The organism is Flavobacterium sp. UMI-01, from assembly GCF_019656315.1.
GTDB lineage: Bacteria > Bacteroidota > Bacteroidia > Flavobacteriales > Flavobacteriaceae > Flavobacterium.
The window spans coordinates 1-24,209 of the sequence record NZ_BPLU01000013.1 but is presented as its reverse complement, the minus strand read 5'-3'; the positions used below and the strand labels follow the sequence as shown (position 1 = coordinate 24,209).

25 protein-coding genes are annotated in these 24,209 nt (G+C 32.5%); 11 read left to right on the top strand and 14 right to left on the bottom strand.

Annotated elements, in window-relative coordinates; all coding sequences use genetic code 11:
- Positions 1-153: 153 nt before the first annotated feature.
- Both K5R64_RS07415 and ruvX read right to left on the bottom strand, forming a co-directional pair.
- Positions 154-1,647, bottom strand: a complete 1,494-nt coding sequence (locus K5R64_RS07415) for a malate:quinone oxidoreductase (RefSeq protein WP_220762311.1) — start codon at positions 1,645-1,647, stop codon at positions 154-156.
- Between the two features lie 115 nt (positions 1,648-1,762).
- Positions 1,763-2,179 (bottom strand): Holliday junction resolvase RuvX, encoded by a 417-nt coding sequence (gene ruvX / locus K5R64_RS07410; RefSeq protein WP_220762309.1) that lies wholly within the window; start codon positions 2,177-2,179, stop codon positions 1,763-1,765.
- Between the two features lie 129 nt (positions 2,180-2,308).
- Here ruvX and K5R64_RS07405 point away from each other — a divergent pair, with 129 nt between their 5' ends.
- Entirely contained in the window at positions 2,309-3,148 is an 840-nt protein-coding gene (locus K5R64_RS07405) for a 2,3,4,5-tetrahydropyridine-2,6-dicarboxylate N-succinyltransferase (protein ID WP_220762307.1), read from the top strand.
- 62 nt (positions 3,149-3,210) lie between these two features.
- Here the strand turns inward: K5R64_RS07405 and K5R64_RS07400 are convergent, their stop codons facing one another.
- Complete coding sequence (locus tag K5R64_RS07400) at positions 3,211-3,972, bottom strand: lipopolysaccharide kinase InaA family protein (protein ID WP_220762305.1); 762 nt, start codon at positions 3,970-3,972, stop codon at positions 3,211-3,213.
- Between the two features lie 64 nt (positions 3,973-4,036).
- On the opposite strand from K5R64_RS07400, the gene K5R64_RS07395 reads away from it, so the two are divergent.
- Positions 4,037-5,098 carry a glycosyltransferase family 9 protein gene (locus K5R64_RS07395; protein ID WP_220762304.1) on the top strand — a complete coding sequence of 354 codons (1,062 nt, stop codon included), beginning with the start codon at positions 4,037-4,039 and terminating at the stop codon, positions 5,096-5,098.
- 34 nt (positions 5,099-5,132) lie between these two features.
- Here the strand turns inward: K5R64_RS07395 and K5R64_RS07390 are convergent, their stop codons facing one another.
- Positions 5,133-5,948: a glycosyltransferase family 2 protein gene (locus K5R64_RS07390; RefSeq protein WP_220762303.1), complete on the bottom strand. Its 816-nt coding sequence runs from the start codon at positions 5,946-5,948 to the stop codon at positions 5,133-5,135.
- Positions 5,949-6,003: 55 nt separating this feature from the next.
- Here K5R64_RS07390 and K5R64_RS07385 point away from each other — a divergent pair, with 55 nt between their 5' ends.
- On the top strand, positions 6,004-6,741 hold the full coding sequence (locus K5R64_RS07385; RefSeq protein ID WP_220762302.1) for a glycosyltransferase family 2 protein: 738 nt from the start codon (positions 6,004-6,006) through the stop codon (positions 6,739-6,741).
- On the opposite strand, the gene K5R64_RS07380 is transcribed toward K5R64_RS07385, so the two are convergent.
- Complete coding sequence (locus K5R64_RS07380) at positions 6,733-7,443, bottom strand: polysaccharide deacetylase family protein (RefSeq protein WP_220762301.1); 711 nt, start codon at positions 7,441-7,443, stop codon at positions 6,733-6,735. The two genes, K5R64_RS07385 and K5R64_RS07380, sit on opposite strands and share 9 nt — an antisense overlap.
- Before the next feature lie 81 nt (positions 7,444-7,524).
- Between K5R64_RS07380 and K5R64_RS07375 the strand changes: the two genes are divergently transcribed.
- From K5R64_RS07375 to K5R64_RS07365, 3 genes are read left to right on the top strand one after another with little or no spacing between them, the layout of a single operon-like run.
- Positions 7,525-8,283 carry a glycosyltransferase family 2 protein gene (locus K5R64_RS07375; protein ID WP_220762300.1) on the top strand — a complete coding sequence of 253 codons (759 nt, stop codon included), beginning with the start codon at positions 7,525-7,527 and terminating at the stop codon, positions 8,281-8,283.
- A 32-nt stretch (positions 8,284-8,315) separates the two neighbouring features.
- Positions 8,316-9,416 (top strand): glycosyltransferase family 4 protein, encoded by a 1,101-nt coding sequence (locus K5R64_RS07370; protein WP_220762299.1) that lies wholly within the window; start codon positions 8,316-8,318, stop codon positions 9,414-9,416.
- 1 nt (position 9,417) lies between these two features.
- Complete coding sequence (locus tag K5R64_RS07365) at positions 9,418-10,374, top strand: hypothetical protein (protein ID WP_220762298.1); 957 nt, start codon at positions 9,418-9,420, stop codon at positions 10,372-10,374.
- On the opposite strand, the gene K5R64_RS07360 is transcribed toward K5R64_RS07365, so the two are convergent.
- On the bottom strand, positions 10,371-11,603 hold the full coding sequence (locus K5R64_RS07360; protein WP_220762296.1) for a glycosyltransferase: 1,233 nt from the start codon (positions 11,601-11,603) through the stop codon (positions 10,371-10,373). The genes K5R64_RS07365 and K5R64_RS07360 overlap by 4 nt on opposite strands.
- A 241-nt stretch (positions 11,604-11,844) precedes the next feature.
- Here K5R64_RS07360 and K5R64_RS07355 point away from each other — a divergent pair, with 241 nt between their 5' ends.
- Entirely contained in the window at positions 11,845-13,044 is a 1,200-nt protein-coding gene (locus K5R64_RS07355) for an LETM1-related biofilm-associated protein (RefSeq protein WP_220762294.1), read from the top strand.
- 199 nt (positions 13,045-13,243) lie between these two features.
- On the opposite strand, the gene can is transcribed toward K5R64_RS07355, so the two are convergent.
- The gene (can, locus tag K5R64_RS07350) at positions 13,244-13,879 is read right to left on the bottom strand and encodes a carbonate dehydratase (RefSeq protein ID WP_220762292.1); all 636 of its coding nucleotides are present in this window, start codon (positions 13,877-13,879) and stop codon (positions 13,244-13,246) included.
- Between the two features lie 56 nt (positions 13,880-13,935).
- The gene (locus K5R64_RS07345; RefSeq protein WP_220762290.1) at positions 13,936-15,594 is read right to left on the bottom strand and encodes a SulP family inorganic anion transporter; all 1,659 of its coding nucleotides are present in this window, start codon (positions 15,592-15,594) and stop codon (positions 13,936-13,938) included.
- 652 nt (positions 15,595-16,246) lie between these two features.
- On the opposite strand from K5R64_RS07345, the gene K5R64_RS07340 reads away from it, so the two are divergent.
- A complete protein-coding gene (locus tag K5R64_RS07340; protein WP_220762288.1) occupies positions 16,247-17,188 on the top strand; it encodes a hydrogen peroxide-inducible genes activator in 942 nt (313 codons plus the stop codon).
- A gap of 56 nt (positions 17,189-17,244) precedes the next feature.
- On the opposite strand, the gene K5R64_RS07335 is transcribed toward K5R64_RS07340, so the two are convergent.
- From K5R64_RS07335 to mnmD, 3 genes are all read right to left on the bottom strand, one after another.
- The gene (locus K5R64_RS07335) at positions 17,245-17,442 is read right to left on the bottom strand and encodes a hypothetical protein (RefSeq protein WP_220762286.1); all 198 of its coding nucleotides are present in this window, start codon (positions 17,440-17,442) and stop codon (positions 17,245-17,247) included.
- A 357-nt stretch (positions 17,443-17,799) separates the two neighbouring features.
- The gene (locus K5R64_RS07330) at positions 17,800-18,000 is read right to left on the bottom strand and encodes a hypothetical protein (protein WP_220762284.1); all 201 of its coding nucleotides are present in this window, start codon (positions 17,998-18,000) and stop codon (positions 17,800-17,802) included.
- A 124-nt stretch (positions 18,001-18,124) separates the two neighbouring features.
- Positions 18,125-18,787: a tRNA (5-methylaminomethyl-2-thiouridine)(34)-methyltransferase MnmD gene (gene mnmD, locus K5R64_RS07325; RefSeq protein WP_220762282.1), complete on the bottom strand. Its 663-nt coding sequence runs from the start codon at positions 18,785-18,787 to the stop codon at positions 18,125-18,127.
- A 305-nt stretch (positions 18,788-19,092) separates the two neighbouring features.
- Between mnmD and K5R64_RS07320 the strand changes: the two genes are divergently transcribed.
- A complete protein-coding gene (locus K5R64_RS07320) occupies positions 19,093-20,163 on the top strand; it encodes a branched-chain amino acid aminotransferase (RefSeq protein ID WP_220762280.1) in 1,071 nt (356 codons plus the stop codon).
- A 232-nt stretch (positions 20,164-20,395) separates the two neighbouring features.
- Here the strand turns inward: K5R64_RS07320 and K5R64_RS07315 are convergent, their stop codons facing one another.
- Positions 20,396-20,779 (bottom strand): nucleoside triphosphate pyrophosphohydrolase family protein, encoded by a 384-nt coding sequence (locus tag K5R64_RS07315; protein ID WP_220762278.1) that lies wholly within the window; start codon positions 20,777-20,779, stop codon positions 20,396-20,398.
- A gap of 77 nt (positions 20,780-20,856) precedes the next feature.
- Between K5R64_RS07315 and K5R64_RS17165 the strand changes: the two genes are divergently transcribed.
- Positions 20,857-21,045 carry a hypothetical protein gene (locus K5R64_RS17165; protein ID WP_255580323.1) on the top strand — a complete coding sequence of 63 codons (189 nt, stop codon included), beginning with the start codon at positions 20,857-20,859 and terminating at the stop codon, positions 21,043-21,045.
- Between the two features lie 7 nt (positions 21,046-21,052).
- Here the strand turns inward: K5R64_RS17165 and K5R64_RS07310 are convergent, their stop codons facing one another.
- Both K5R64_RS07310 and K5R64_RS07305 read right to left on the bottom strand, forming a co-directional pair.
- A complete protein-coding gene (locus K5R64_RS07310) occupies positions 21,053-21,928 on the bottom strand; it encodes a PPK2 family polyphosphate kinase (protein WP_220762276.1) in 876 nt (291 codons plus the stop codon).
- A 306-nt stretch (positions 21,929-22,234) separates the two neighbouring features.
- A complete protein-coding gene (locus K5R64_RS07305) occupies positions 22,235-23,101 on the bottom strand; it encodes a L,D-transpeptidase (RefSeq protein ID WP_220762274.1) in 867 nt (288 codons plus the stop codon).
- Between the two features lie 233 nt (positions 23,102-23,334).
- Between K5R64_RS07305 and K5R64_RS07300 the strand changes: the two genes are divergently transcribed.
- Positions 23,335-24,051: a 3-ketoacyl-ACP reductase gene (locus tag K5R64_RS07300; RefSeq protein ID WP_220762272.1), complete on the top strand. Its 717-nt coding sequence runs from the start codon at positions 23,335-23,337 to the stop codon at positions 24,049-24,051.
- The last annotated feature ends 158 nt before the right edge of the window (positions 24,052-24,209 follow it).

Sequence of the window (24,209 nt, the reverse complement as noted above, 5' to 3'; positions counted from 1 at the left end):
GCTCCTCAGCAGAGCCAATGTCCTCTTCAATTTGATGGTGAAATTTAATTAATCTAAAATCAAAAATCACCAACTATTTTTGACCACATTACCTCTAAACAAAAACATCCCAATCAATGGATTGGGATGTTCTATTTATATTCGTTAAAAAAATTATTGCAACTTCAATACTTCGGCAGTATGGTTTCGAACTTGGTCTAACAATTCTGGATTTTTATTTAATTCTTTACCATAAGAAGGAATCATTGTTTTTAATTTTTCTTCCCATTCTGGCGTTTTGATTTTGTCTTTATAGCAACGTCCTATAACATCCAACATAATTGAAACTGCTGTTGAAGCACCTGGTGAAGCACCTAGTAATACCGAGAGAGAACCATCTGCAGAAGTAATCACCTCTGTTCCAAATTCTAACTTCCCTCCTTCTTTTTCGTCCTTTTTAATTACTTGCACTCTTTGTCCAGCACGTTCTAAAACCCAATCGGATGATTTTGCTCCCGGAACATATTCTCTCAACGCTTTTATTCTGTCCTCTGGTGATTGTCTGACTTGCTCAATCAAATATTTGGTCAATGGAATATTTTTCACTCCTGCCATAACCATCGGTACAATATTATCCAACTGAATGGATTTTGGTAAATCAGAATATTTACCATTTTTTAAGAAGCGAGTTGAAAAACCAGCAAACGGACCAAACAACAATTGTTTCTCACCATTAATCATTCGAGAATCAATATGTGGTACAGACATTGGAGGTGCTCCTACACTAGCTTTACCATATACTTTAGATTCGTGTTGTGCAATTACTTCTGGATTGGTACATTTTAGCCATTGCCCACTTACAGGAAAACCACCAAAACCTTTTCCTTCTGGAATTCCTGCTTTTTCTAACAGCGGTAACGAACCTCCTCCTGCTCCAATGAACACAAACTTAGTATATGCTTTTCTAGTATTACCCGTAGCCAAATCTGTTATTTTAATTCTCCATATTTTATCCTCACGTTGTTTTAATTTTTGAACTTCGTGGTTAAAATGCATGGTAACACCATCCATCTTGGTCAAATACCCAAACATACTTCTGGTTAATTCTCCAAAATTCACATCGGTTCCAATAGCCATAGATGTTCCAGCTACTTTCTCTGATGCTTTTCTACCTTCCATCACTAGAGGCATCCATTTTTTTAATTCAGCAAAATCCGTACTGTATTGCATATCTTTAAAAAGTGGATTAGCCTGTAAAGCTTCAAAACGTTTTCTTAGGTATTTTACGTTTTTATCACCCCAAACAAAACTGATATGCGGAATTCTTTTAATAAAATTTTCAGGTGCAGGTACTTTTCCTTCTTGTACTAAATAAGCCCAAAATTGTCTGGAAACTTCAAAAGATTCAGCAATGCTAATCGCTTTTTTAGGATCAATACTGCCATCTTTTCCTTCAGGAGTATAATTCAATTCACAAAAAGCAGAATGTCCTGTTCCTGCATTATTCCACGCATCAGAACTTTCTGCAGCGGCTTCATCTAATCTTTCGTAAATATCAATTGTAATTTCTGGTTGTAATTCTTTCAGAATCAAGCCAAGAGTGGCGCTCATAATTCCAGCTCCAATAAGAACTACATCACTATTTGAACGTATGGTTGTATTAGACATAATATATTTTTATTATAAAATGCAAAGATACTTTATATTATCACAATTAAAACACCGTTTACTGACTAAATCGTTACATTTATCACTGTAATTTTTAGTTCAAAATAAAATACTTTTAAAACCTTTTTTGAGCCAAATAGTCTTGCAACATTATGGTAGCCGAAATTTCGTCAATCAATCCTTTATCTTGTCGTTTTTTTTTGGACAACCCGCTATCAATCATGGTCTGGAAAGCCATTTTGGAAGTAAAACGTTCATCAACTCGAACCACCTTCATGTCAGGAAAATGATTCGTAAAATGGGTTACAAATCCCTTAATTATAGAAGCACTTTGAGAAGGCTCACCGTTCATTTGTTTGGGCTCACCAATAAGAACTAATTCAACTTTTTCTTTCGAAAAATAATCTTTCAAAAAAGCAATTGCTGTAGCACTAGGTATCGTCGTTAAACCCGAAGCGATGATTTGCATTTCATCAGTTACTGCAATTCCTGTACGTTTTTGACCGTAGTCAATACAAAGTATTCTAGCCATTATTTTTTTTTCAAAGATATAGAATAAAAATTTCAGTTTAATCAGGGCCAAAAAACTAACATTTTGAAAAAACTTTCACTTTTTGCTTTTGGGTAAAAAGTCTATCTTTGCCAAAAATTAATTAAAAAGATGAGCAATTTACAAACAATTATAGAACAAGCTTGGGAAAACAGAGCTTTGTTGCAAGAAGAAACAACAACTAACGCGATTAGAGAAGTTATTGAATTACTTGACTCAGGAAAACTTCGTGTGGCTGAACCAAAAGCAGATACTTCGACTTCGCTCAGTACAGGCTCCTGGCAAGTAAACGAATGGGTAAAGAAAGCGGTGGTTATGTATTTCCCTATTCAAAAAATGGAAACTTGGGAAGCTGGAATTTTTGAATACCATGACAAAATGGAATTGAAAAAAGATTATGCTGAAAAAGGAGTACGTGTAGTTCCTGGAGCTTCTGCTCGCTACGGTTCGTTTATCTCTAGCGGTGTAATCATGATGCCTAGTTACGTAAACATTGGAGCGTATGTTGATGCTGGTACCATGGTAGATACTTGGGCTACGGTAGGTAGTTGTGCTCAAATTGGAAAAGACGTTCACTTAAGTGGTGGTGTAGGTATTGGTGGTGTTTTAGAACCATTACAAGCTGCTCCAGTTATCATTGAAGATGGTGCCTTTATAGGTTCTCGTTGTATCGTAGTGGAAGGTGTTCACGTAGGTAAAGAAGCGGTTCTAGGCGCTAACGTATGTTTGACTGCCTCTACAAAAATTATTGATGTAACGGGTGACGAGCCAAAAGAAATGAAAGGTTTTGTTCCTGCTCGTTCTGTAGTAATCCCAGGAAGTTATACTAAAAAATTCGCTGCCGGTGAATACCAAGTACCTTGTGCTTTAATCATTGGTACTCGTAAACCATCTACTGATTTGAAAACGTCATTGAACAATGCGTTGAGAGAATATGATGTTGCGGTTTAAATTTTGAATCCCAATATTTAAATCCCAAATTCAAAAATATATCCTTTGAATTTGGGATTTTTTTATTTCATCAATTTCAGCTTTCGCTTCAAGTATTTTTTTCGAGTGATTTTACCTTTGAATGCTTTGGTTTTTTCGAGAAGAAGTTGCTGTAATCTGTCTTCAGACTGTGCGCTTAATTCCGCATATTTTTTGGCAATGACTTTGACCATTGTTTTAGAAAGCCACATTTTCTTAAAATTATCCATACGAGCCTCAATAGATAATTGTTCAAATTTCATGCGATTCAAATCAATTAGATAAAAATCATACTCCCCTGAGCCTTTATTCACGATTAAGGTATTACCCGGTGAATGGTCTAAAAAATTGACCCTAGCTTCATGCATCTTATACGTAAAAGCAGCAAATTGTTCTAAAATATTATTTCTGTCTGGAAATTTAGGATTATGAATAAGTTCACGAATAGTAAAATCATAATTTATGTGTTTACAGATGTAATAACTATCTTGAAGTAATCCCAAACCATTTTTTTCTTCGGTATATGCTATGGGAAATGGAGTTGGAATTTGGTGTTCCAAAAGATAGTTGGCATAATCATAAGACCGCTTAGCTTTAGTACTTCTAAAAAAAGAATAAATAATGGATTTAAAGAGTCCTGGTTTTTGAAAAAACTTAATAGACACTTTTTCGTCTTCCAGTATATGAGACTTAATCGTGTTTCTTGCACCCTGAACCACTAGATTTCCACCCTGAAAAAAACCTTCAATCAACTGAACAATAAGAGTTTGTTTTTTTTGGTAATGAGGATGAATGATTATTTGCACGATAGAGAGATTATTTTTGGTTTAAAAGTATAAAAAATAGTACTTTGCGACAAGAAATAGTTTTATGAAAAAAATCTTAATTATACAAAACAAGCGAATTGGTGACGTTTTAATCAGTTCCATAATTGCCAACAATTACAAAGCCAAACATCCTGATAGTGAAATACACTTTATGGCGTATGACTTCACTCATGGCGTATTGATGAACAATCCCAATATTGACAAAATTATTTCTATCAATGATAAGGAACTCAAAAAACTGCCTGTTCTCTTAAAACTGATTCGTACTGTCAAGAATGAAAAATACGACATCATCTTTGATCCCTATTCAAAAACACAAAGCAAATTAATTTGTAAGTTTTCAAAAGCCAAACAAACCATTGGTCACAAAAGCAGAAAAAAACTAGGAAACTGGGGGTATTACACCCATCCTATAGCTATATCAAAGGTAAAAACTAAAATTTGCGGGAAAGCTATTGAGGACAGAATCCATTTGCTACAACAAGCCGAGGAATTTAAAACCATCGATTACGAACCAAAACTTTTTTTATCTGAAGCAGAAAAAAATGAAAACTACTTAGGAAACTTTAAGGACAAAAAAATAATTGTTTTTGGTATCTTAGGAAGTACTCCTCAAAAATCAATGCCTTATAACTATATAGCCGAAATGGTGGACTTCATTGCCAACAATTATGACGCTTACATCTTATTTAATTACGCACCACATCAAAAAGCTGAAGCAGAAAAAATATACCATCTTTGCCAAAATAAAGCCACTATTATTTTGGACATTTACGCACCAAGCATTCGGGATTTTATTAAATTAATGAACCAATGTGATGTTTTAGTAGCAAATGAAGGCGGAAGTGTACATATTGCCAAAGCATTGAACAAACCCACTTTTACTATTTTTTCACCTTATGTAAACAAAGAGCATTGGGCTAGTTTTGAAGATGGAAAGTTTCATACTTCGGTACATTTACTTGAAATAAAACCCGATTTATTTGAAAGCTTCACTTTTGAAGAAAGAAAACGAATTGAACAAAACCCAGAAGAGCTGTACAATCAATTTACACCAGAACTGATTTTACCCGAACTCGATACATTTTTAAAAAACAACTTATAGGAAAAAAACATTCGGATAACGAATGCTTTTTTTATCATTTCTTGATTCCAAAATCAGTCCATTTTTTATTTTCTGACTTGGTTTCCTTTCGAATATTTTTATTTTTATTGATGGATTCAGGCGTTGCATATCCTCTCGGATGATCTAAGTGCAAACATACCGTACTGTAGCGTATCTGCTTGGGCTTTATACCGTAATTTACTAATCGTTCTCCTAATTCCCTATCTTGCCCCCCATACTGCATTCTTTCATCGAAACCATTGACCGCTAAAATATCTTTTTTCCAACCTGAAGCATTATGACCGTTCCAACTGGGTGTTGTAGGTGTAATCCAATTCAAAAGAGAACTTTTTAACCCTTTGGCATCTATTTTATTATTTTTAAACGAAGCTTTCATTCCGTTTTTCTTTAGCCAAGCAACATCAAAACACAAATCGGCGTAAATATCCTCTTTAGTTATTTTTTGAGACAACTCCATTGGCAACTTATGATAGCCACCAGACAAGAAATAACCCTCTTCACGATATTTAATATGTTGCTCTACAAAATCAGGACGCGGGATACAATCACCATCAGACATCATGATATAATCTGTGGTACAGGCCAAAATTGCTTTATTCAAAATCTGAGATTTTTGAAAACCATTATCTTCATGCCAAACATGAATAATTGGGTAAAAAACTTCTTTCTTCATCGCTTCAATCAAATCGATAGTTTCTTGACGAGAACCATCATCAGCAATGACCATTTCGAAGTTACGATAGGTTTGTGTATTGTAACCCCAAATCACTTTTTTAAGCCATTCGGGTGAATTATAAGTACTGATTACTACGGAAATATTCTTTTGCATAATGCGCAAAGATAACCTAAAAATGTTAATTTTGTTTTTCCGAAAAAGAAAAATAATGGCCACGATTTCCGTAATCATCCCTACTTACAACGAAATAAACTATATAGAGGACGCAATCAAATCAGTTGATTTTGCTGATGAAATTATTGTCATCGATTCGTTCAGTACTGATGGCACACGTGAAAAAGTATTGGAATTGGGATGTCAATTACTCGAACGAAAGTTTGATAATTTTTCAAGTCAAAAAAACCATGCCATCCAATATGCCAAAGGAGATTGGGTTTTATTTTTGGATGCTGATGAAAGAGTCACACAAAAACTAAAATCAGAAATCCTATCCACTATTCAAAACAGCAAACACGGTGGTTACAAAATAAGTTTTCCACACTTTTTCATGAATCGGTTTATGTATCACAAAGTAGATCGTGTGGTACGCTTGGTCAAAAACAATGAACTCCATTTTACTGGTGATGTTCACGAAAAATTACATTTTCAAGGAAGCGAAGGACATTTAAAAAACTTCATGATTCATTATACCTACAAAGGATTGTTTCATTTGTTACAAAAAAAAGATTCCTACGCTTGGTTCCAAGCTCATACCTCTTATAAAAAAAAGAAAAAAGCCACCTACTTTCATTTGATATTCAAACCATTTTATCGTTTTTTTTCGACCTATATTTTAAAGCTCGGTTTTATGGATGGTATCCCTGGCCTTACTCTAGCGAGTATTAATGCCTATGGTGTTTTTTCTCGTTATGCCAAAATTCTTTTGATTGAAAAAGATTTAAAATAAACGCAATTTGCCCAAATGAAGTTTTAATTTAAACTGCAACATACTATCTTCACCTTTTACATCTATGCGATTTATTTCGTAAGGATCTTTAAACGGAAAGCGGTTGATTCTATTCCCAATTCGTAACCCCATTTTGATTTGTTGCTCTTTAAGCAAACTTTTAAATTGTGATTTTTCTGGTTCTTTTTTTGGGAAATTACCATAGGGATAGGCTAAAGCAGCAAAGACCTTTAGATGCGACCTACTAATGCTTTGATTGCATTTTTGAAAATCCAATCGTATTTCTTCAGCAGACATGTTGGCATATTTTTGATGGGCATAAGAATGAAACCCCAATTCAATCGTTCCATCAAGATTTTGAAGCATTTCTGTAGTCATAATAGCTTCTTTTCCCTCATTCCATAAGTCCGTTTTACCTATATATTGAAAAGGGATAAAAAAAGTAGCCTTAAGTTCATATTTTTTAAGCAACGGTACCGCATAATGTAACTGATTCACTGTAACATCATCAAAGGTAATTACAACACTTTTACCTGATATTGACGACAAGTTTTCAAGTTCAGCTAGATGATACGTGGTAAAACCTTTATCTTTTAAATACCTAAATTGATCTTCTAATTTTGATTCAGAAATGGTCAAACCTTTTGCTAAACCATTCGCTTCACTTACGTTATGATACATCAAAATAGGTAATCTAGCCATAGTAAAATATTAAATCTTTATCTTCAGCGTAAAATTATTACATTTGCTAACAATATTCTAACAAATAGAAACTAAAATAATTTGAAACCTAAGATTACTGCTCTAACTTTAACGTTCAACAACGAATTAACCCTAGAGAAACACCTTAATAACTTAGCGTTTGCTGACGAAATCATTGTTATAGACGCATATAGCAATGACAAAACAACAGCTATTGCTCAAGCTCAGGGTGCTACTATAATTCAACACAAATGGGAAGACGATGTAGAACAACGCAAATTTGCAGTGGAACAAGCCACACACGATTGGGTTGTTTTTTTTGACATTGAGGAGCAATTATCAGAGGATTTAACAAAAGAAATTATTGAAAAGCTATCCGATTCTCACAACACATGTAGCGCATTTAAAGTAAAAAGAAATTTTATTTTTCAACATCAAAAAATCGCTTATGGCAATTGGCAAGAGGCTTGGGCTATAAAAATTTTCAATAAGAAAAACTGTTTTTTTAGTACTTCAAATTCATCTGAAAAAATCCTAACAAAGGGAACCCTAGGTACATTAAAGAGTGTTATTGATTACAATGCCTACTCCACATTTGACAGCTATAACCATAAATTAAATAAAAGTAGTTTATTAGAGGCTAAAGTTCTTTATAGCCAAAAGAAAAAACCTCACTTTTATCATTTTCTCATCCAACCCTTTTTGTATTTTTTCTATCACTATATAATTCGACTGGGTTTCTTAGATGGTAAGAAAGGATATATTTTAGCTTATATTCATTCTTTTTCAGTTTTTAAGCGTTATCTTCAACTATGGATGATGTATCGAAAATTAGAATAATTATAATTTAAAAAGACTTAAAACTAATAACCATGAACATTTTAAACGTAACAACTACAAGCGAATGGCGAGGTGGAGAAGCCCAATTGTATCAATATTTTAAGTTATTAGAGGAATATCAAGATTTAAACCAAATGATTCTTTGTCCAAAAAACTCTGTACTTTCTAAAAAATGTGAATCAGATAAGTCAAAACATTTTACTTATAAAAAAACATCAAAGATATTTTCTTTAATAAAACCTATAATCAACATTTGTATTTCAGAAAAAATTGACATATTACACATACATGACTCGAATGCTTTAACTGCATCTTTAATTTGTTCACTTCTTTTGCCAAAAAAAACAAAAATTGTCCTTAGCCGAAAAAGAAATAATCCTATTAAAGATAAATTTTTAAATCGATATAAATATTCTCACCCAAAAATTCATAAAATAATATCGGTCTCAAAAGCTGTCGAAAAAATATTTGATTCCATTATAAAAGATAAAGAACGTCTGGTTACTATTTATGATTCAATTGATGTCAATTTTTTTAAAAATACAAAAAAAAAATATCTTATTCATAGAGAATATGACCTCCCATATAAAACAAAAATCATTGGAAATGTGGCAGCACTTACTCATCAAAAAGACATACACACATTTTTAAATACCGCACAAAAAATAATTAAAAAAAACAATAATCTATTTGATATTAAATTTGTTTTAATTGGTGATGGACCTTTAAAACAAGAACTTCTTGAATATGCAAAAACAATTAAAATTGAAAAACAACTCATTTTTATGGGACAACGTTCAAATATTCATGAATTATTAGTTGATTTAGATGTATTTCTATTGACTTCAGAAACAGAAGGACTGCCATTAACAATATATGAAGCTTTTGCATCTAGAGTTCCTGTTGTAACAACAAATGCAGGTGGAGTAGCTGAAGTAATTAAAAATGGGGAAACTGGATTTGTGACAGATTTAAAAGACTCGGAAAATTTATGTAAATACGTTTTAGAAATCTTAGAAAACCAAAAGCTGTCTGAAAACATTAAATCAAATGCTTATAAGTTGGTAATTGAACAGCACGATTTAAGCAATATGAAAAACAGTTATTACTCTTTTTATAAATCCATTAACTAAAATGAAAATATGTTTAATCAGTTTTGATTATTATGGTTTCGACAATCTAATAATCAAAGAATTAAAAAGCAAAGGTATCCAAGCAAGTCATATTGACATGAATACTTTTAATTATAAATATAAATCATTTTTTGAAAAGATAAAAAATTTCTTTCAAAAAAATTTATTCAATAAAAACATAAAAAAAATTAAAACCGAAAATTTTATATTGAATCAACTTGACTTATTAGGTCATCAAGATATTATTCTATCTCTCAGACCTGATAGAATTAGTACAAAAACACATTTCAAAATTAAAAAAAATTGTAACCGCTATCTTTGTTATTTATATGATAGTAGCGAGAGATTTTCTATAAAAAAAATTTCTAAAAACATTTTTGATGAAATATATACTTTTGACATAAATGATTCTTATAAATACAATTTTAAACACCTGACTAATTATATATACTTAGCCAAAAGAGCGCAACAATCTGAAGATCAAAACCAAAATGATTTATTTTTTGTTTCGGCATTAGACAAAAGAATCGATACAATTAATCAAATAGCAAAGTGTTGTAGTTTAAAAAACATAAAAAGTAAGTTTATAATTGTTGGAAAAAAAAGACCAAAAAAATTACACCCAGAAATAATTTTTAAAACAAAAAAAATTTCACTTACCGAATTAACAATAGAACTAGAAAGTTCTAAAGTATTCCTAGATTTAATACAAAACAATCAAGATGGATTAAGTTTTAGAATTTTTGAAGCTCTTGCATTTCAAAAAAAAATAATAACAACTAATAATGCTATAAAAAAATATCCATTTTACAACAGCAATAATATCCTTGTGATAGAACCAAAAGAAATTGACATTCCTTTAGACTTCTTCAACACACCCTATCAACCAATTCCAGAAGAAATCTATAATCAATTTACTATCGAAACGTGGGTATCAAAGGTATTTGGAATCAATTAATTTTTTTCAAACAAATTCATACAATTTTCTAGTACTATTTTTGAAGAAAAAGGTTTTAATATATTGCTAGAGTACTCACTTATTTTAAACCACAAATCATTATCATTATAAAGTGAAATGATTTTATTTGAAAAATCTTCTGGACTATCAGCAATCATTTGTGTTTTAAAATCACCAAAATCAAAACCTTCTGCCCCTATATCAGTAGTTATTAATGGTAAACCAAATTCTAAACTTTGACCAATTTTACCTTTTATCCCTGCTCCGAATTGAAGTGGAGCTACAAATAATTTTGAAGAGTTAAAATATATGGCTAAATCTGGAACATAACCCAGAATTTCAAAATTATAATCCTCAAGATTTAAGATTTCAGCAGTAGGATTACTCCCAATAATTTGCACCTTAATATTTGGATGTTTAGCCCAAATTAATGGCATAACTTTATATTTTAAATATTTTACAGCATCAATATTAGGCAAATGATCAAACCCCCCCACAAACAAAAGGTTATTTCTTTGTTCAAAAGGCAAAAATGATTTTTCCAACTTTATTGAATCATGAATATTACCTATAACAATCATTTTAGATTGATCTTGATAATATTCTAATAATGATTTTTTATCATTTTCAGAAATAACAATTATTTTATTGGCTTTTGTACAATTCTCAACTTCAATTTCCAAAAAAGCCGCTGCTTTACACTCTAATTTTTTATCTTTTTTTAAGTTGGCCTCCCTCATCATCCTTAGATAATGAAAATCAACCATATCATAAACAACAGAAACAGTTGAAGACATTTTCCTTATAAAACTATGATATTTATAAAAAATATTAGGCCTATGCAACCACACTAAATCCATTTGATTAATAATCTGAATAATGAATTCCCTTTTTGTAATTAAGTCATTACTATTATTTAAAGATGGCTCATAAACAATGACTCCCATGTCTTTATAGTAACTTAAATAATCTTTTTTGAATTTATATTCTTTAAAATCTGCTAATAAAAAAACTCCCACATTATTTTTCAAAAGTAACTTAATAATTAGATTCAGTCGTCTTGAACCAGAATCTTTATCATATTCAGGGAGTTTATCGTCTATAATAAGTACTTTTTTATTACTGAAATTGGATATAACCAAAGAATAATAATCAATTACATTCTTTTCTTTTTTTAATTTACTTTTTAAAATTAAATTTTTAAAATATATTTTCACTCCATCATACATTATTCTAATTTTTAAAGAGACAGTTATTAATTAACCTTTCTATAATTTCACCTTAAAATTATATTTGCAAAATATTCACTTAACAACAAGATTTTAAATACAAAGATATGAAGAATCCTTACCTTTCAATATTAATTTCATTTTTATATTAAAATCTGTACATTTCAAAAAATAAAATTTAATTTAAACATTACTCAAAAAAACATAAAAAAAGCTAGATTTGTAGCTCATAAAAGAAAATATGATTAATGCTTCAGCTCCAGGTTGGATAGATAAGTATTTTTTGATACAAAAAAAAACGCCGCTCGTTAAAAACAACGACTTAGACGCTTTTTACCTTAAAGTCAGAAAAACAGGTTTTATCTACGGACATATTATCTCGTTTGAAACAGAAACCCCCATAGACACCAAAGGATGGGTGCAAAATGAAATCCCCAAAGTTGCTTTACTCAATATTTTACACGCTACATACCAATTACACTATCCAGAGGAGACACCCGCTTCTTTCATTAAAAAAGCCTTAGATTTTTACGATGCCATGCATCCTCAAGGTTTTCAATTATTTAAAAAAGTACTCCCTAATAGCCCTGATTCCTACAATTTGGAAAAAATTATTGATAGTAGAGTACAAACCAATATTGACATTGTAAGTAAAAACTTTTCTCATATCGTAACCAATGCGTTGCTTTTTATAGATATCGTAGCTTTCAGAGAATTCCTTACCAAAGGAACTTTAGTCGATAAGTATTTAAAAAAAATAGAAGAATCTATAGTTAGCATTATTTCCTTAGCACTAAAAACTAAGACTAATAAATCCAAATATGATGATTTATTAATCAAACTTTTTGAGGCATCAGTACGGTATAGCAAATTCTCAAAAATAAATATTCATAACATTGACGAACTTAACCTTAGTTATTTCAATGCTGATTTAGAAAAGTATTACATGGTGGATATGGCGGGAATGTCACTATGGAGTGATGGAAAATTAGAAAATGAAGAAGCCTATTTCCTTTACAAACTAGCAGAAAAAATAGGGGTTTCAGATGATTTTGTAACCAAAAGCATCCACGAAACCAATGAATTTATTTCTAAACACAAAAAAGAAATTCCTTATTTTAATTATTCTAACCCTGTCAAACATTTTTACGACCAAACCACTAAAAATGTTGAAACTTTAATTACTCGAAATAAAAACCGTCTTTTTAAAGAAATTACGGAAAGTAAAGAGTTAATGATTCTTTTGGCCACATCGACAACGAGAGATTTGGACGAAAAAGAAAAAAAGAAAGTCAAAAAACAGTTATTAGAAATTTGTAAAACCATTCCATCCCTAACCATTTTTTTACTTCCTGGCGGTAGTTTATTACTCCCTATTCTTATCAAATTCATCCCTAAAATGCTCCCTTCGGCTTTTAACGAAAATATGGATAGCGAATAAGTTAAAACAGCAGTAGTAACCAGAGTATCTCGTACTTTATTTTTTTACCAAAAGGGCCTATTTTTTTTGCAAATAAAAAAGCGTATTTTAAAAAGTAAAACGAGTGTCACTAATGCTACACCTAACTGCTTTTAAATTTTTTAAAACCCTAACAACAGTTGCTTACACTTTTAAAATACGCACTTTCTTCTTTATGGTATTATAATTTAAGTTGGTAAACCTCACCCAATCCTTCATTGGAACTAAAATTCACATCTAAATCAGTAACATATCCTGAATTTAAACCATACACCCAACCGTGAATAGTCAAATCTTGACCCGCTTTCCAAGCCCCTTGAACGATAGAGGTTTTACAAAGGTCATATACTTGTTCTTTTACATTTATTTCAACAAAAGTATTGAAACGCGTAGTTTCATCCTCGATTGAATCCAAATAAGCATTATGCATACGGTAAACATCTTTAATGTGTCTGATCCAGTTGTCGATCAATCCAATGGATTGGTTCCCCATAGCAGCTTTAACACCACCACAACCATAATGTCCACACACAATAACGTGTTTTACTTTCAGCACATTTACAGCGTAATCCAATACACTTAGCATATTCATATCAGAGTGTACAACCATGTTTGCAATATTACGGTGTACAAACACCTCACCTGGTTTAGCGCCAATTATTTCGTTAGCTGGAACCCTACTATCTGAACATCCTATCCATAATAAGGGAGGATTTTGACCTTTGGCCAAATCAGCAAAATAATTTTCGTCAATTGCTAATTTAGATTCTACCCATGCTTTATTGTTATCAATTATTTTTTTATAAAAATCACTCATCAGAATTTAGTTTTTAAATTATTTATTCGAACTCAAAAATAATATTATTAGAAGAATTATTCTTCCAGAAATGCATTCTTAGCTGTATTTTTTTTAACAAGCTTACGACTAGCTACATCATAATAATGCTCCAAAGTCACATGATTAGCTGAATCTGAGGTATTTTCAAGATCGTAAGCCTCTTTAAACCCTTTTAATTTCACCTTAATATTTTCCTCCTTCGCACGAATTTCTTTGAACTCTTTAATCAAATCAAGAATGTCATGAGCAATATATACTGTATCATGTGCATTTATGATTACATTAGAATTCTCAGGAATAGCGTTTAACGTTGATTTGATAGCCGCTTTATTCAAAAACGAAACCTCTTGTGCCAAATCAATATGAATAACATCACCATCCACATACTCTTCTTTTTTGAAACTGTAAGCTCTTTTTAAATTACCTCTTAAGATAAATATAATACTAATGATCATTCCTAGCAGTACCCCTTTTAACAAGTCCGTAACAACTACAGCGATTAAGGTAGCTGCAAAAGGAACAAACTGGTATTTTCCTTTTTTCCAAAAATGAACAATCGTTGCCGGTTTTGCTAATTTGTACCCAACTAAAATTAAAACAGTAGCCAAGGTAGCTAATGGGATTTTATTTAACAAAACAGGTACTAAAAGTACACTCAACAGCAATAATACACCATGAATGATAGTGGACATTTTTGATTTAGCTCCCGCATTGTTATTTGCTGAAGTACGTACCACTACCGAAGTCATTGGTAAGCCTCCAAGTAGCGCACTGATCATATTTCCTACCCCTTGCGCTTTTAATTCCACATTGGTATTGGTAAAACGTTTTTGAGCATCCATCCTGTCAGCGGCTTCAATACACAATAACGTTTCAATGGAAGCTACTATAGCAATCGTAACTCCTGTAATCCACACCTGTGAATTGGTTATACTTGTAAAATTAGGCAATACAATTATCGATTTAAAATCTTCAATGGAAGTAGGTACTGGCAATGACACCAAATGACTTTTAGAAATAGCTAAACTGCTTCCTGATGCTATAAAAAATTCATTTAGCAATATTCCTGCAATTACGGCTATTAAAGCCCCAGGAACTAATTTGAATTTCTTAAAAAAGGCTACTCTATCCCATGAAATCAAGATAATTAATGATACAATCGTAACTATAACTGCTCCTAATTGAAGGTGATCTATAATTTCAAATAAAGACGAAAAGGTGTTGTCTCCATTATTCTGTACAAAAGATTGATCTCCTTCATAATCAGCATCGTAACCAAAGGCGTGAGGCAATTGTTTCAATATAATTATAACTCCAATACCCGCTAACATTCCTTCAATTACATTGGTCGGAAAATAGTTTGAAATACTTCCCGCCTTTAAAAAGCCTAATCCTAACTGAATCAAACCAGCAATAAAAACCGCAGTTAAAAAGATATCGAAAGCTCCAAAATCAGTTATCGCAGTTAACACAATTGCCGTTAAACCCGCAGCCGGTCCAGACACACTTATGTGGGACTGACTCAGGTAACCTACTACTATACCACCTACAATCCCAGCTATAATTCCTGAAAACAAGGGTGCCCCTGAGGCCATAGCAATACCTAAACATAATGGCAAAGCCACTAAAAACACCACTAAACCTGAAGCAAAATCTGACTTGAGGTGTGCAAAAAGATTAATTTTTTTTGACATAATACGTTGTAAATTATTAAACATACAAACAACCGCTACTAAAAAACATAGCAGTAGTTTAAAAAATAAAAGGTATTATATTAAATCAGGAGGAGGTGTAAAAATCTTCGAAGTAACATTATCGTGCTTCGACAAATTTTCTGAGAGAATTAGGTTTGATTTTGAAACATGCTGTACAAATAATTGTTGTACTAGCGAATTGGTATATTCAAAGACTTTTACTTCCTTACTATGCGAATGCTCCTCCTCTGAAAACTTACAAATTACAGAGTTGTCACACTTATCCTCTACTAACGTCACCAATACAGGAGTTAATAGAAAAACAACAAATAGAAATAAAAACATCCTTGCAAATAGTTTCATAGATACAAAAATATGCTTAATACCAAAAAAAACAAGCCAAAAACAATAAAATTTAAAATAAATTAACTAAAATTTTAACTATCAAGCTCCTTTCAACCACAACTTTTACCAAAAAGAAAAATATTTAGTGATTTAAAAAAATATTTGAGGTGTAAAACTCAAAATACTTCATTTTTTCCAACCATCTCCCGTTTTTTTCCCTGGTGAAACTGCACCCATAGTAACAAATAAGAAAATCTAACAACTAAATAAAGGATAGTTTTTATATTTACATCAAAATAAAGCACTAATGACCATTACACAATTAAAATACGTTTTAGCTGTTGCTGAACATAAAAATTTTACTCTTGCTGCCGAAAAATGTTTTGTTACCCAACCGACATTGAGTATGCAAATCCAAAAAATAGAAGAAGAACTGAACATCACAATTTTTGACCGGTCAAAAAAACCAATACAACTTACTGATATAGGGCAAAAAATTGTTCATCAAGCTAAAAACATTGTCAATGAAGCCGACCGAATTCAAGACATCGTAGAACAACAAAAAGGGTTTATAGGGGGCGAATTCCGACTTGGCATCATCCCTACCATAATGCCTACGTTGTTGCCCATGTTTTTGAATAATTTTATCAAAAAATACCCCAAAGTAAAACTCATTATTGAAGAACTCAATACAGAAGAAATCATCACCAAACTCAACAATGGTCATTTGGACGCCGCTATTGCGGCAACTCCCTTGATGGAAGAAAAAATAAAAGAAATTGTTTTATATTTTGAACCTTTCGTGGCTTACATCCCTGAAAACCACCAACATTTTCAGAAGAAAGAAATTGAAATCACAGACTTAAACTTAGACGAAATTTTACTCCTTCAAGACGGACACTGTTTTAGAGACGGTATTTTAAACCTCTGTAAAAACGAAAGCAAGAATGACGTGTCCCGCTTCCAAATTGAAAGTGGGAGTTTTGAAACCTTAATCAAACTCGCTGATGAAGGGCTGGGCACTACTTTACTTCCTTATTTACATACTCTAGACCTTAAGGAATCTGACAAACACAAACTCCGTCATTTTGCCGAACCCAAACCAGCAAGAGAAGTGAGTTTGATTTATCCCAAAAACGAACTCAAAATTCAAATAATTGATGCATTGAGAACCACCATTTCAGGTGTAATTAAAGGAGCAATAGTATTCCAAAACGTTCAAATCATAAGTCCATTACCCAAAAAATAGCATAAAAAAAAGGAACTCAGCAGAGTTCCTTTTTTAATTTGGGGCAAAAAGGGCAATTAATCGTTTACAATATAGAGACATTGTTTTAAAACTGGTTTTTCATCTGTGTAACACAAAAGCCAGCTTTTGAGACGTTCCATTTCATGTGGTAATAAATATTTAACTGATTTTTTAAGCTCTTTCAAAAAAAGATCTGGACTAAAGCTTACTCTTTCTAGTACTTCCTTAGTGTAATCGTAAATTGTTTTAGACATAAAAATATTTTTTAAAATGTTTAAATATTTAAGTACAAATCAAATATATAAAACCTTTTTAAAAATAACGATAAAAAACACAATATATCGACAAAATACACTTTTACAACAAAAAAATACAATATAACCTACGATTTTAAAAAATACAATTTTATAACCCAAATGCGATAAAACTTAATTAAAGCCAAAAAATTAAAGATAAAAATCCCTTTCCGTTAATACAGAAGAAAGGTTAGGAAGACAAAAAACATTATCAAAAAACCACCTTAAACATACTAACCTGAACACTTCTTATAACAAACACTGGTCAGGAGCAAACAAAAGACATAAAAAAAGAGCCTACATGAGGCTCTTTTACTATATCGTTTCTACAACTAACAAACATTGCTTTAATTCAGGTTTTTCTATCACAAACTCAAACAACCACTCTTTAAGTTTTTCAAGTTCAAAAGGCAACAATGTTTTTACTGCTTTTTCTAATTCTTTACAAAATAATAATGGATCAAAACTTACTCTTTCCAAGATAGATTTAGTGTAATCAAACATTACTTTAGACATAACTTTATAAGAATTTAGTTTTACAATTTAATTTTAAATCGTGAGTAAAAATACATTTTTTACTAGCACTTCAATAGTTTTTTAACGTTATTTTTTCAAATTATTGTGTTAATAACTAAAAAAACTAGTGCTTTCTGGCTCGAAACATTTCTCGTTTCCCAGGTGGCCCTGCTAATTTTTCTACCTCGAATCCCACTTCAAGCATGCTTCTTTTCACCACCCCTCTGGCGGCATAAGTCACTAGAACACTATCTTTTTTCATAGCGCGATACATTTTTTCAAAAATAGCGGTACTCCACAATTCAGGTTGAACACGGTACCCAAAGGCATCAAAATAAACCAAATCATATTGGGCTACATCATCAATATCTTGAAAAAATTGTTGTCTCTTTTTCAAAACAAAATCGTTGTCAATAGAATTTTCTTGTTCCCAAGGCGTCGTATGCATTGCATCAAAAAAAGACTGGTAATTCAAAGCTCTCAATTCCTCAATATAATTCATTGCTGTTAATTCTTCAGGAGCCACAGGATAGGCCTCAACACCGGTATAAGCAATTTTTTGTCCTAATTTTTTGCTTTCCAAATAGGTGATAAATGCATTTAATCCCGTTCCAAAACCTATCTCTAAAATCGAAATGTTTTTATTTTCAAACAATGCCAAACCATTCTTTATAAACACATGTTGCGCTTCTTGAATCGCCCCGTGTTTTGAATGATAACTTTCATTCCAATCTTTTATATGAATTGTAGTAGAACCATCTAGGGTACGTATAATTTCTCTTTTCAATTTGTGTATGCTTTTTGTTTTACTTCACCAATACTTAAGGACATTGCCCAAAAATAGCCAAAACAAAAACACATAATTGAAAAAAAACTAGATATTTTACCTTTTCTCTATAAATCAACTCCGAATCCCAAAAAATTTTAAAAGATAAACAATTAACAACTTATTGACATATTTAATACAAATCCCCCTCTCTTTTTTGGTCTTTTTTATTTAATTTTGCATACAATTAAAGTTTCTTAGGAAATGTGCTAAAAAAACATTCCTCTCGATTCACTTTTAAAAATAAAACAAAATAATACCCAATTATGAGTACAACTCAAGCTAACAAAATTGAAATAAACAAAGTGGCAACTTCCAAAATCAATCAAGTTGATTTTGACAACCTAAGCTTTGGTTCTGTGTTTACAGATCATTTATTAGAGTGTGATTTTAAAAATGGTGAATGGCAAAAACCCGTCATCAAACCTTATGCTCCTTTTTTGTTAGATCCATCTGCACGAGTATTTCATTATGGGCAAGCTATTTTTGAAGGTATGAAAGCCTACAAAGATGAAGAGGATGCGATATGGTTATTTAGACCTGATGAAAATTTCAATCGTTTCAATGCTTCGGCCGTACGTATGGCAATGCCAGAAGTACCCCAAGAAGTATTTATGGAGGGGTTGAACGAATTATTGAAACTAGACCATGAGTGGATTAAAAAAGGATTAGGAAACAGCCTATACATCAGACCTTTTTTGATTGCTACTGGTGAAGGAGTAATCGCAAATCCCTCTGATGAGTACAAGTTTATGATTATCTTGTCTCCAGCTAAATCTTATTATTCAGGTGAAGTAAAAGTTTTGATTGCTGAACATTACAGCCGTGCCGCTAACGGCGGTATTGGAGCCGCTAAAACAGCAGGTAACTACGCAGGACAATTTTACCCAACCAACCTTGCCAACAAAGAAGGATTCCAACAGGTTATTTGGACTGACGATGCTACACATACCAAACTGGAAGAAGCAGGTACCATGAACGTATTCTTCAGAATAAATGATACGTTGTACACTGCCCCTACAAGCGAGCGTATTCTGGATGGGGTTACTAGAAAAAGCCTTATCGATATGGCTAAAAAAGAAGGAATTGCAGTGGAAGTACGTCCCGTTTTAGTAGCTGAAATTATTGAAGCAATTAAAAATGGTAGTCTAAAAGAAATTTTTGGCGCAGGTACTGCTGCAGTGGTAAGTCCGATTTGCGGATTCTCTTATCGCAATGAATATTATGAATTACCAAAAATGGAAGATTCTATTGCCTTACAACTCAAAGACAAATTAACAAACATTCAGCACAAACTTGCTGAAGATACCTTTGGCTGGACAGTCAAAGTTTCTTAATCAATAGCTATACATACCAAAAAGAGCGATTTTCGATGAAAATCGCTCTTTTCTTTTATACCTGTTTTTGGATTCAAAATCTTTCGATAATTAATAAAATCCCTTTTCACCTAAATTACGCATTCGAATTAGCAGGAAAGCATTTTTTTTTCAAAAATAAGTCTAAGTACTAATGACATCGCTAGATTAAAAACTATGCCTCACCAGAAACTATAAATTAGCATTTATAAAGCTACTCCAAGATTTTAGAAAAATCAGGTTTGAAGTAATTAGGTCCTTTCATTACTTTTCCGTCTTCGCGGTAAATAGGATTACCATCCTCTCCCAGTTTACTCATATTACTGCGTTGGATTTCGTCAAACACCTCTTCTATTTTATGTTGCAAACCATGCTCGATAATAGTGCCACAAAGAATATACATCATATCCCCTAGCGCATCTGCAATTTCAACAATATCATTATTTTTAACCGCTTCAAGGTATTCTTCGTTTTCTTCTTTCATCAAATTGTAACGAAGTAATTTCTTTTCTTCTGATAAATTGGCAATGGGAGATTCACTATGACCTATTCTAAAGGCAGTATGAAATTCTTTAACGGAGTCTAACTGTTTACGCATATTCTTTAACTTATATTTGAAAAGGCAAATTAGCAACATTTTCTATACAATTGCGTACTTTTGCAAAAAAATAAATTATGTTTAGTTCAGGACAACTCCTATTTGCCGGTTGCTTTTTTATTGCTTTTGTCATAGCCGCCATCTATTCCTACCGAAAAGATTTGGTTCTACACAAAAGATATTACAAAGGAAATTACAAAATACTCCTTGGATTCCTACTCTTTATCGGACTCTTGTTTGTAATCAAAGTCTATTTAAAAAGATAACCGCTTCCTACCCTTTTAATTGGTCCCTGTAAATAGCAAAATTCACTTTTACTTTATCATCTAATTCAGGTTCTTTGATATCCGTATATTGCTTCATTTCTTCCCATATTATTTGAGCCACAATATAACGAGCCATATCCTTATCATCAGCCGGAATGACGTACCAAGGCGCATGCTCCTTAGCTGTTTTATTAATAGCTTCCTCATAATACTGCATGTATTCATCCCAATGCTCGCGTTCTCTTAAATCACCTGGCGAAAATTTCCAATGATGTTCCTCGTTTTCCAACCTTCGTAAAAGTCGTTTGCGTTGCTCTTCTTTACTCAAATGAAAGAAAAACTTCAACACAACCGTCCCGTTTTGGCTAATGTGCTTCTCAAAATTATTGATTTGCTCTATACGATTTTCCCAAAACTGCGGCGTGATGTCCTCTACTTTTTCAATTCCAGGTAAATTCTCATTCAAAATATATTCAGGATGCACACGAGTCACCAATACATTTTCATAATGAGTTCGGTTAAAAATGGCAAACTTCCCTTTTTCTGGCAATGCCAAATAATGACGCCATAAATAATCATGTTCTAACTCTGTCGAAGTAGGGGTTTTAAAACTATGTACCACCACACCACGCGGATTAAATTCTTTAAAAACCTCACGTATCAAACTATCCTTACCCGAGGTATCCATTCCTTGCAAACAAACCAACACTCCATAGCGATTGTGTGCATACATCACATCCTGCAATTCGCTCAATTTCCCCCTCACACCATCCAGCTTATCCTCTTTAGCATCATCACTTGCTTGGCTTTTCAAGTCAGTAGGTAACTCTTTTAAACAAATAGGTGCTGTAACTTTAAAATCTTTTGGGTCTATTGATTTCATTCTTTCAAAATTTAATTCTAGTAAATATACTTATTTTCAGGAGCTATTTCCTGCTTTTCGCTACAATACTTTTCAAGGAAGTGTTTTTTTTCTTAGGTCACCACAGGAGCTTCCTTTGGTCGCTCTGTGGCTCCCAGAAAAAAAATACCCTTCCTTTTCAATGTATTTTCACTACAATCAGGGCTAAAATAAGAATTTCAAAATGCCTTTTCCATTTGCCCAAACCGCATCTTTAAAAAAATGAAAAACGGCTCTGTTATACAACAAGCCGTTTTTTCAACCAAAAACTAAACTAAATTAAACTAACTAATTATGCTGTGCTATAAGCTTACTATTTTTTTGTTCTTTGACAATTGTTTGAAGATGTGGCGCTACTACATCACTTAATTCAGACGCTTCAATTTCTAAAGCCGTTGGATTATTGGGCAGGACTAACCACGGTTTTTTTCCATCAAAAGGATATTGACCAAAAACAATTACAGGTGTTCCTTTAGCCTTTACATTTTCTTTATCTTCTAGCACCCATTGTTCTGCCCAATCATACAAGTAACGCGCATCTTTTTCCTGTAATCGCAAGCAAGAGTGCGACGCTGGATAGCCTGGCAATTCGTATTGATGAAATCCCACACCTAATTTATTTTCAATATTAAAATTCCACTTTAACTCCCATTCATCATTAAACGTGCTGATGGTTTCTTCAGCTTTCCAATTTGTAAAAAACAATCCCGTAGGAGTTGGATCCTTTTTTCGTCCCATATTAGTAGGCCCCGTATAAACCAATTGACCGTTTTCATACGCAGCAAAGGTTTGTGTGGGATAGGAAAAAAATAGTATTTTATCAACATCCCTCAGGTCTTCAACCTGCAACGGAAAAGGCAAATACATTTCTCTTTTCTCGTCCAACTTATTTGGAACAAGTATTGAATCCATTTTAGCCAAATTATTTTTGTCGGTTCTATTTACATCCATCACGATTTGTAAAACCGATTCATTTACCTTATTTTCTTTCAACCAAGTTTTCGTTTCTTTCATAAAATACCGAATGTCTTTGGTTTTTTCACGATGTACTATTGTAATTGTATCCGAAGCCGAATGGACAATCTTATTGCTTTCATTTTTTTTACACGAACAAAAAACCGCCATCAACAATAATATAGGTATAGACTTTCTCATAACTTTTGGTTTACAATACAAAGATGCATCCATCACCCAAAAATTGTGTTATAGGATTTTTATAAAAAGTTATCAAATTTCTACTCCACCTCTTTTTCAAAACAATTCGCATCCACTTTAGCAAATGGAATCCCAAAAACATCCAATGTAAAATTTAGCATTAATTTGACAGTTTTTCACCCGCTCACCCAAACGCAAACCTTTATCTTTGAGATGAACTAAAAAATCAAACTATGACAGTATTACAGAATAAAAATGCGCTGATTACAGGTGCTGGAAAAGGAATCGGAAAAGCTATTGCTGTGGCACTTGCTAAAGAAGGTGTAAACGTAATTTTACTAGCTCGGACACAAGCTGATGTGGATGCAGTAGCCAATGAAATAACACAATATGGTGTAAAATCACTTGCTTTAACGGCTGATGTGGCTTCTGTTGAATCAGTTAATGCTGCGATTGCAAAAGCTTTTTCTGAATTTAACACCATTGACATTTTAATAAACAATGCTGGAATTGCAGCTTTTGGGAATTTCATGCAAATGGAAATCACAGACTGGGAACGCATCATTCAAGTCAATTTAATGGGAACCTATTATGTTACTCGTGCGGTACTACCTAATATGATAGAACGAAAAACAGGTGACATCATCAACATTTCCTCAACAGCTGGATTAGCAGGAAATGCCTTAACAAGCGCATACAGTGCGTCTAAATTTGCCGTACTAGGACTTACTGATTCGTTGATGCAGGAAGTTCGCAAACATAACATTCGCGTGACTGCTCTTACACCTAGCACGGTAGCGACCGACATGGCCAAAGATTTAAACCTTACCGACGGCAACCCCGAAAAAGTAATGCAATCGGAGGATATCGCAGAGTTGATTGTTGCCCAACTTAAACTCAACCGACGCGTATTTATCAAAAACAGCAGCATTTGGTCCACTAATCCTTAATACCATAACCCAACAAGTCCTATAAGTTATTCCTCTTGAATACTTACAGGACTTGTAGTATAACATTAAGGTTTAATAGTCAAAAATAGTTGGTAAAAACACCGTAAGGCATTATAAAATATGATGTTTCCGAAAGTTTATTGAAATTCGTTTCAATA

Bases quoted from the DNA above. Each gene is read 5' to 3' on its own strand.
- K5R64_RS07415 (WP_220762311.1), bottom strand. From the start codon at position 1,647: ATGTCTAATACAACCATACGTTCAAATAGTGATGTAGTTCTTATTGGA.
- ruvX (WP_220762309.1), bottom strand. From the start codon at position 2,179: ATGGCTAGAATACTTTGTATTGACTACGGTCAAAAACGTACAGGAATT.
- K5R64_RS07405 (WP_220762307.1), top strand. From the start codon at position 2,309: ATGAGCAATTTACAAACAATTATAGAACAAGCTTGGGAAAACAGAGCT.
- K5R64_RS07395 (WP_220762304.1), top strand. From the start codon at position 4,037: ATGAAAAAAATCTTAATTATACAAAACAAGCGAATTGGTGACGTTTTA.
- K5R64_RS07390 (WP_220762303.1), bottom strand. From the start codon at position 5,948: ATGCAAAAGAATATTTCCGTAGTAATCAGTACTTATAATTCACCCGAA.
- K5R64_RS07385 (WP_220762302.1), top strand. From the start codon at position 6,004: ATGGCCACGATTTCCGTAATCATCCCTACTTACAACGAAATAAACTAT.
- K5R64_RS07380 (WP_220762301.1), bottom strand. From the start codon at position 7,443: ATGGCTAGATTACCTATTTTGATGTATCATAACGTAAGTGAAGCGAAT.
- K5R64_RS07370 (WP_220762299.1), top strand. From the start codon at position 8,316: ATGAACATTTTAAACGTAACAACTACAAGCGAATGGCGAGGTGGAGAA.
- K5R64_RS07365 (WP_220762298.1), top strand. From the start codon at position 9,418: ATGAAAATATGTTTAATCAGTTTTGATTATTATGGTTTCGACAATCTA.
- K5R64_RS07360 (WP_220762296.1), bottom strand. From the start codon at position 11,603: ATGTATGATGGAGTGAAAATATATTTTAAAAATTTAATTTTAAAAAGT.
- K5R64_RS07355 (WP_220762294.1), top strand. From the start codon at position 11,845: ATGATTAATGCTTCAGCTCCAGGTTGGATAGATAAGTATTTTTTGATA.
- can (WP_220762292.1), bottom strand. From the start codon at position 13,879: ATGAGTGATTTTTATAAAAAAATAATTGATAACAATAAAGCATGGGTA.
- K5R64_RS07345 (WP_220762290.1), bottom strand. From the start codon at position 15,594: ATGTCAAAAAAAATTAATCTTTTTGCACACCTCAAGTCAGATTTTGCT.
- K5R64_RS07340 (WP_220762288.1), top strand. From the start codon at position 16,247: ATGACCATTACACAATTAAAATACGTTTTAGCTGTTGCTGAACATAAA.
- K5R64_RS07335 (WP_220762286.1), bottom strand. From the start codon at position 17,442: ATGTCTAAAACAATTTACGATTACACTAAGGAAGTACTAGAAAGAGTA.
- K5R64_RS07330 (WP_220762284.1), bottom strand. From the start codon at position 18,000: ATGTCTAAAGTAATGTTTGATTACACTAAATCTATCTTGGAAAGAGTA.
- K5R64_RS07320 (WP_220762280.1), top strand. From the start codon at position 19,093: ATGAGTACAACTCAAGCTAACAAAATTGAAATAAACAAAGTGGCAACT.
- K5R64_RS07315 (WP_220762278.1), bottom strand. From the start codon at position 20,779: ATGCGTAAACAGTTAGACTCCGTTAAAGAATTTCATACTGCCTTTAGA.
- K5R64_RS17165 (WP_255580323.1), top strand. From the start codon at position 20,857: ATGTTTAGTTCAGGACAACTCCTATTTGCCGGTTGCTTTTTTATTGCT.
- K5R64_RS07310 (WP_220762276.1), bottom strand. From the start codon at position 21,928: ATGAAATCAATAGACCCAAAAGATTTTAAAGTTACAGCACCTATTTGT.
- K5R64_RS07305 (WP_220762274.1), bottom strand. From the start codon at position 23,101: ATGAGAAAGTCTATACCTATATTATTGTTGATGGCGGTTTTTTGTTCG.
- K5R64_RS07300 (WP_220762272.1), top strand. From the start codon at position 23,335: ATGACAGTATTACAGAATAAAAATGCGCTGATTACAGGTGCTGGAAAA.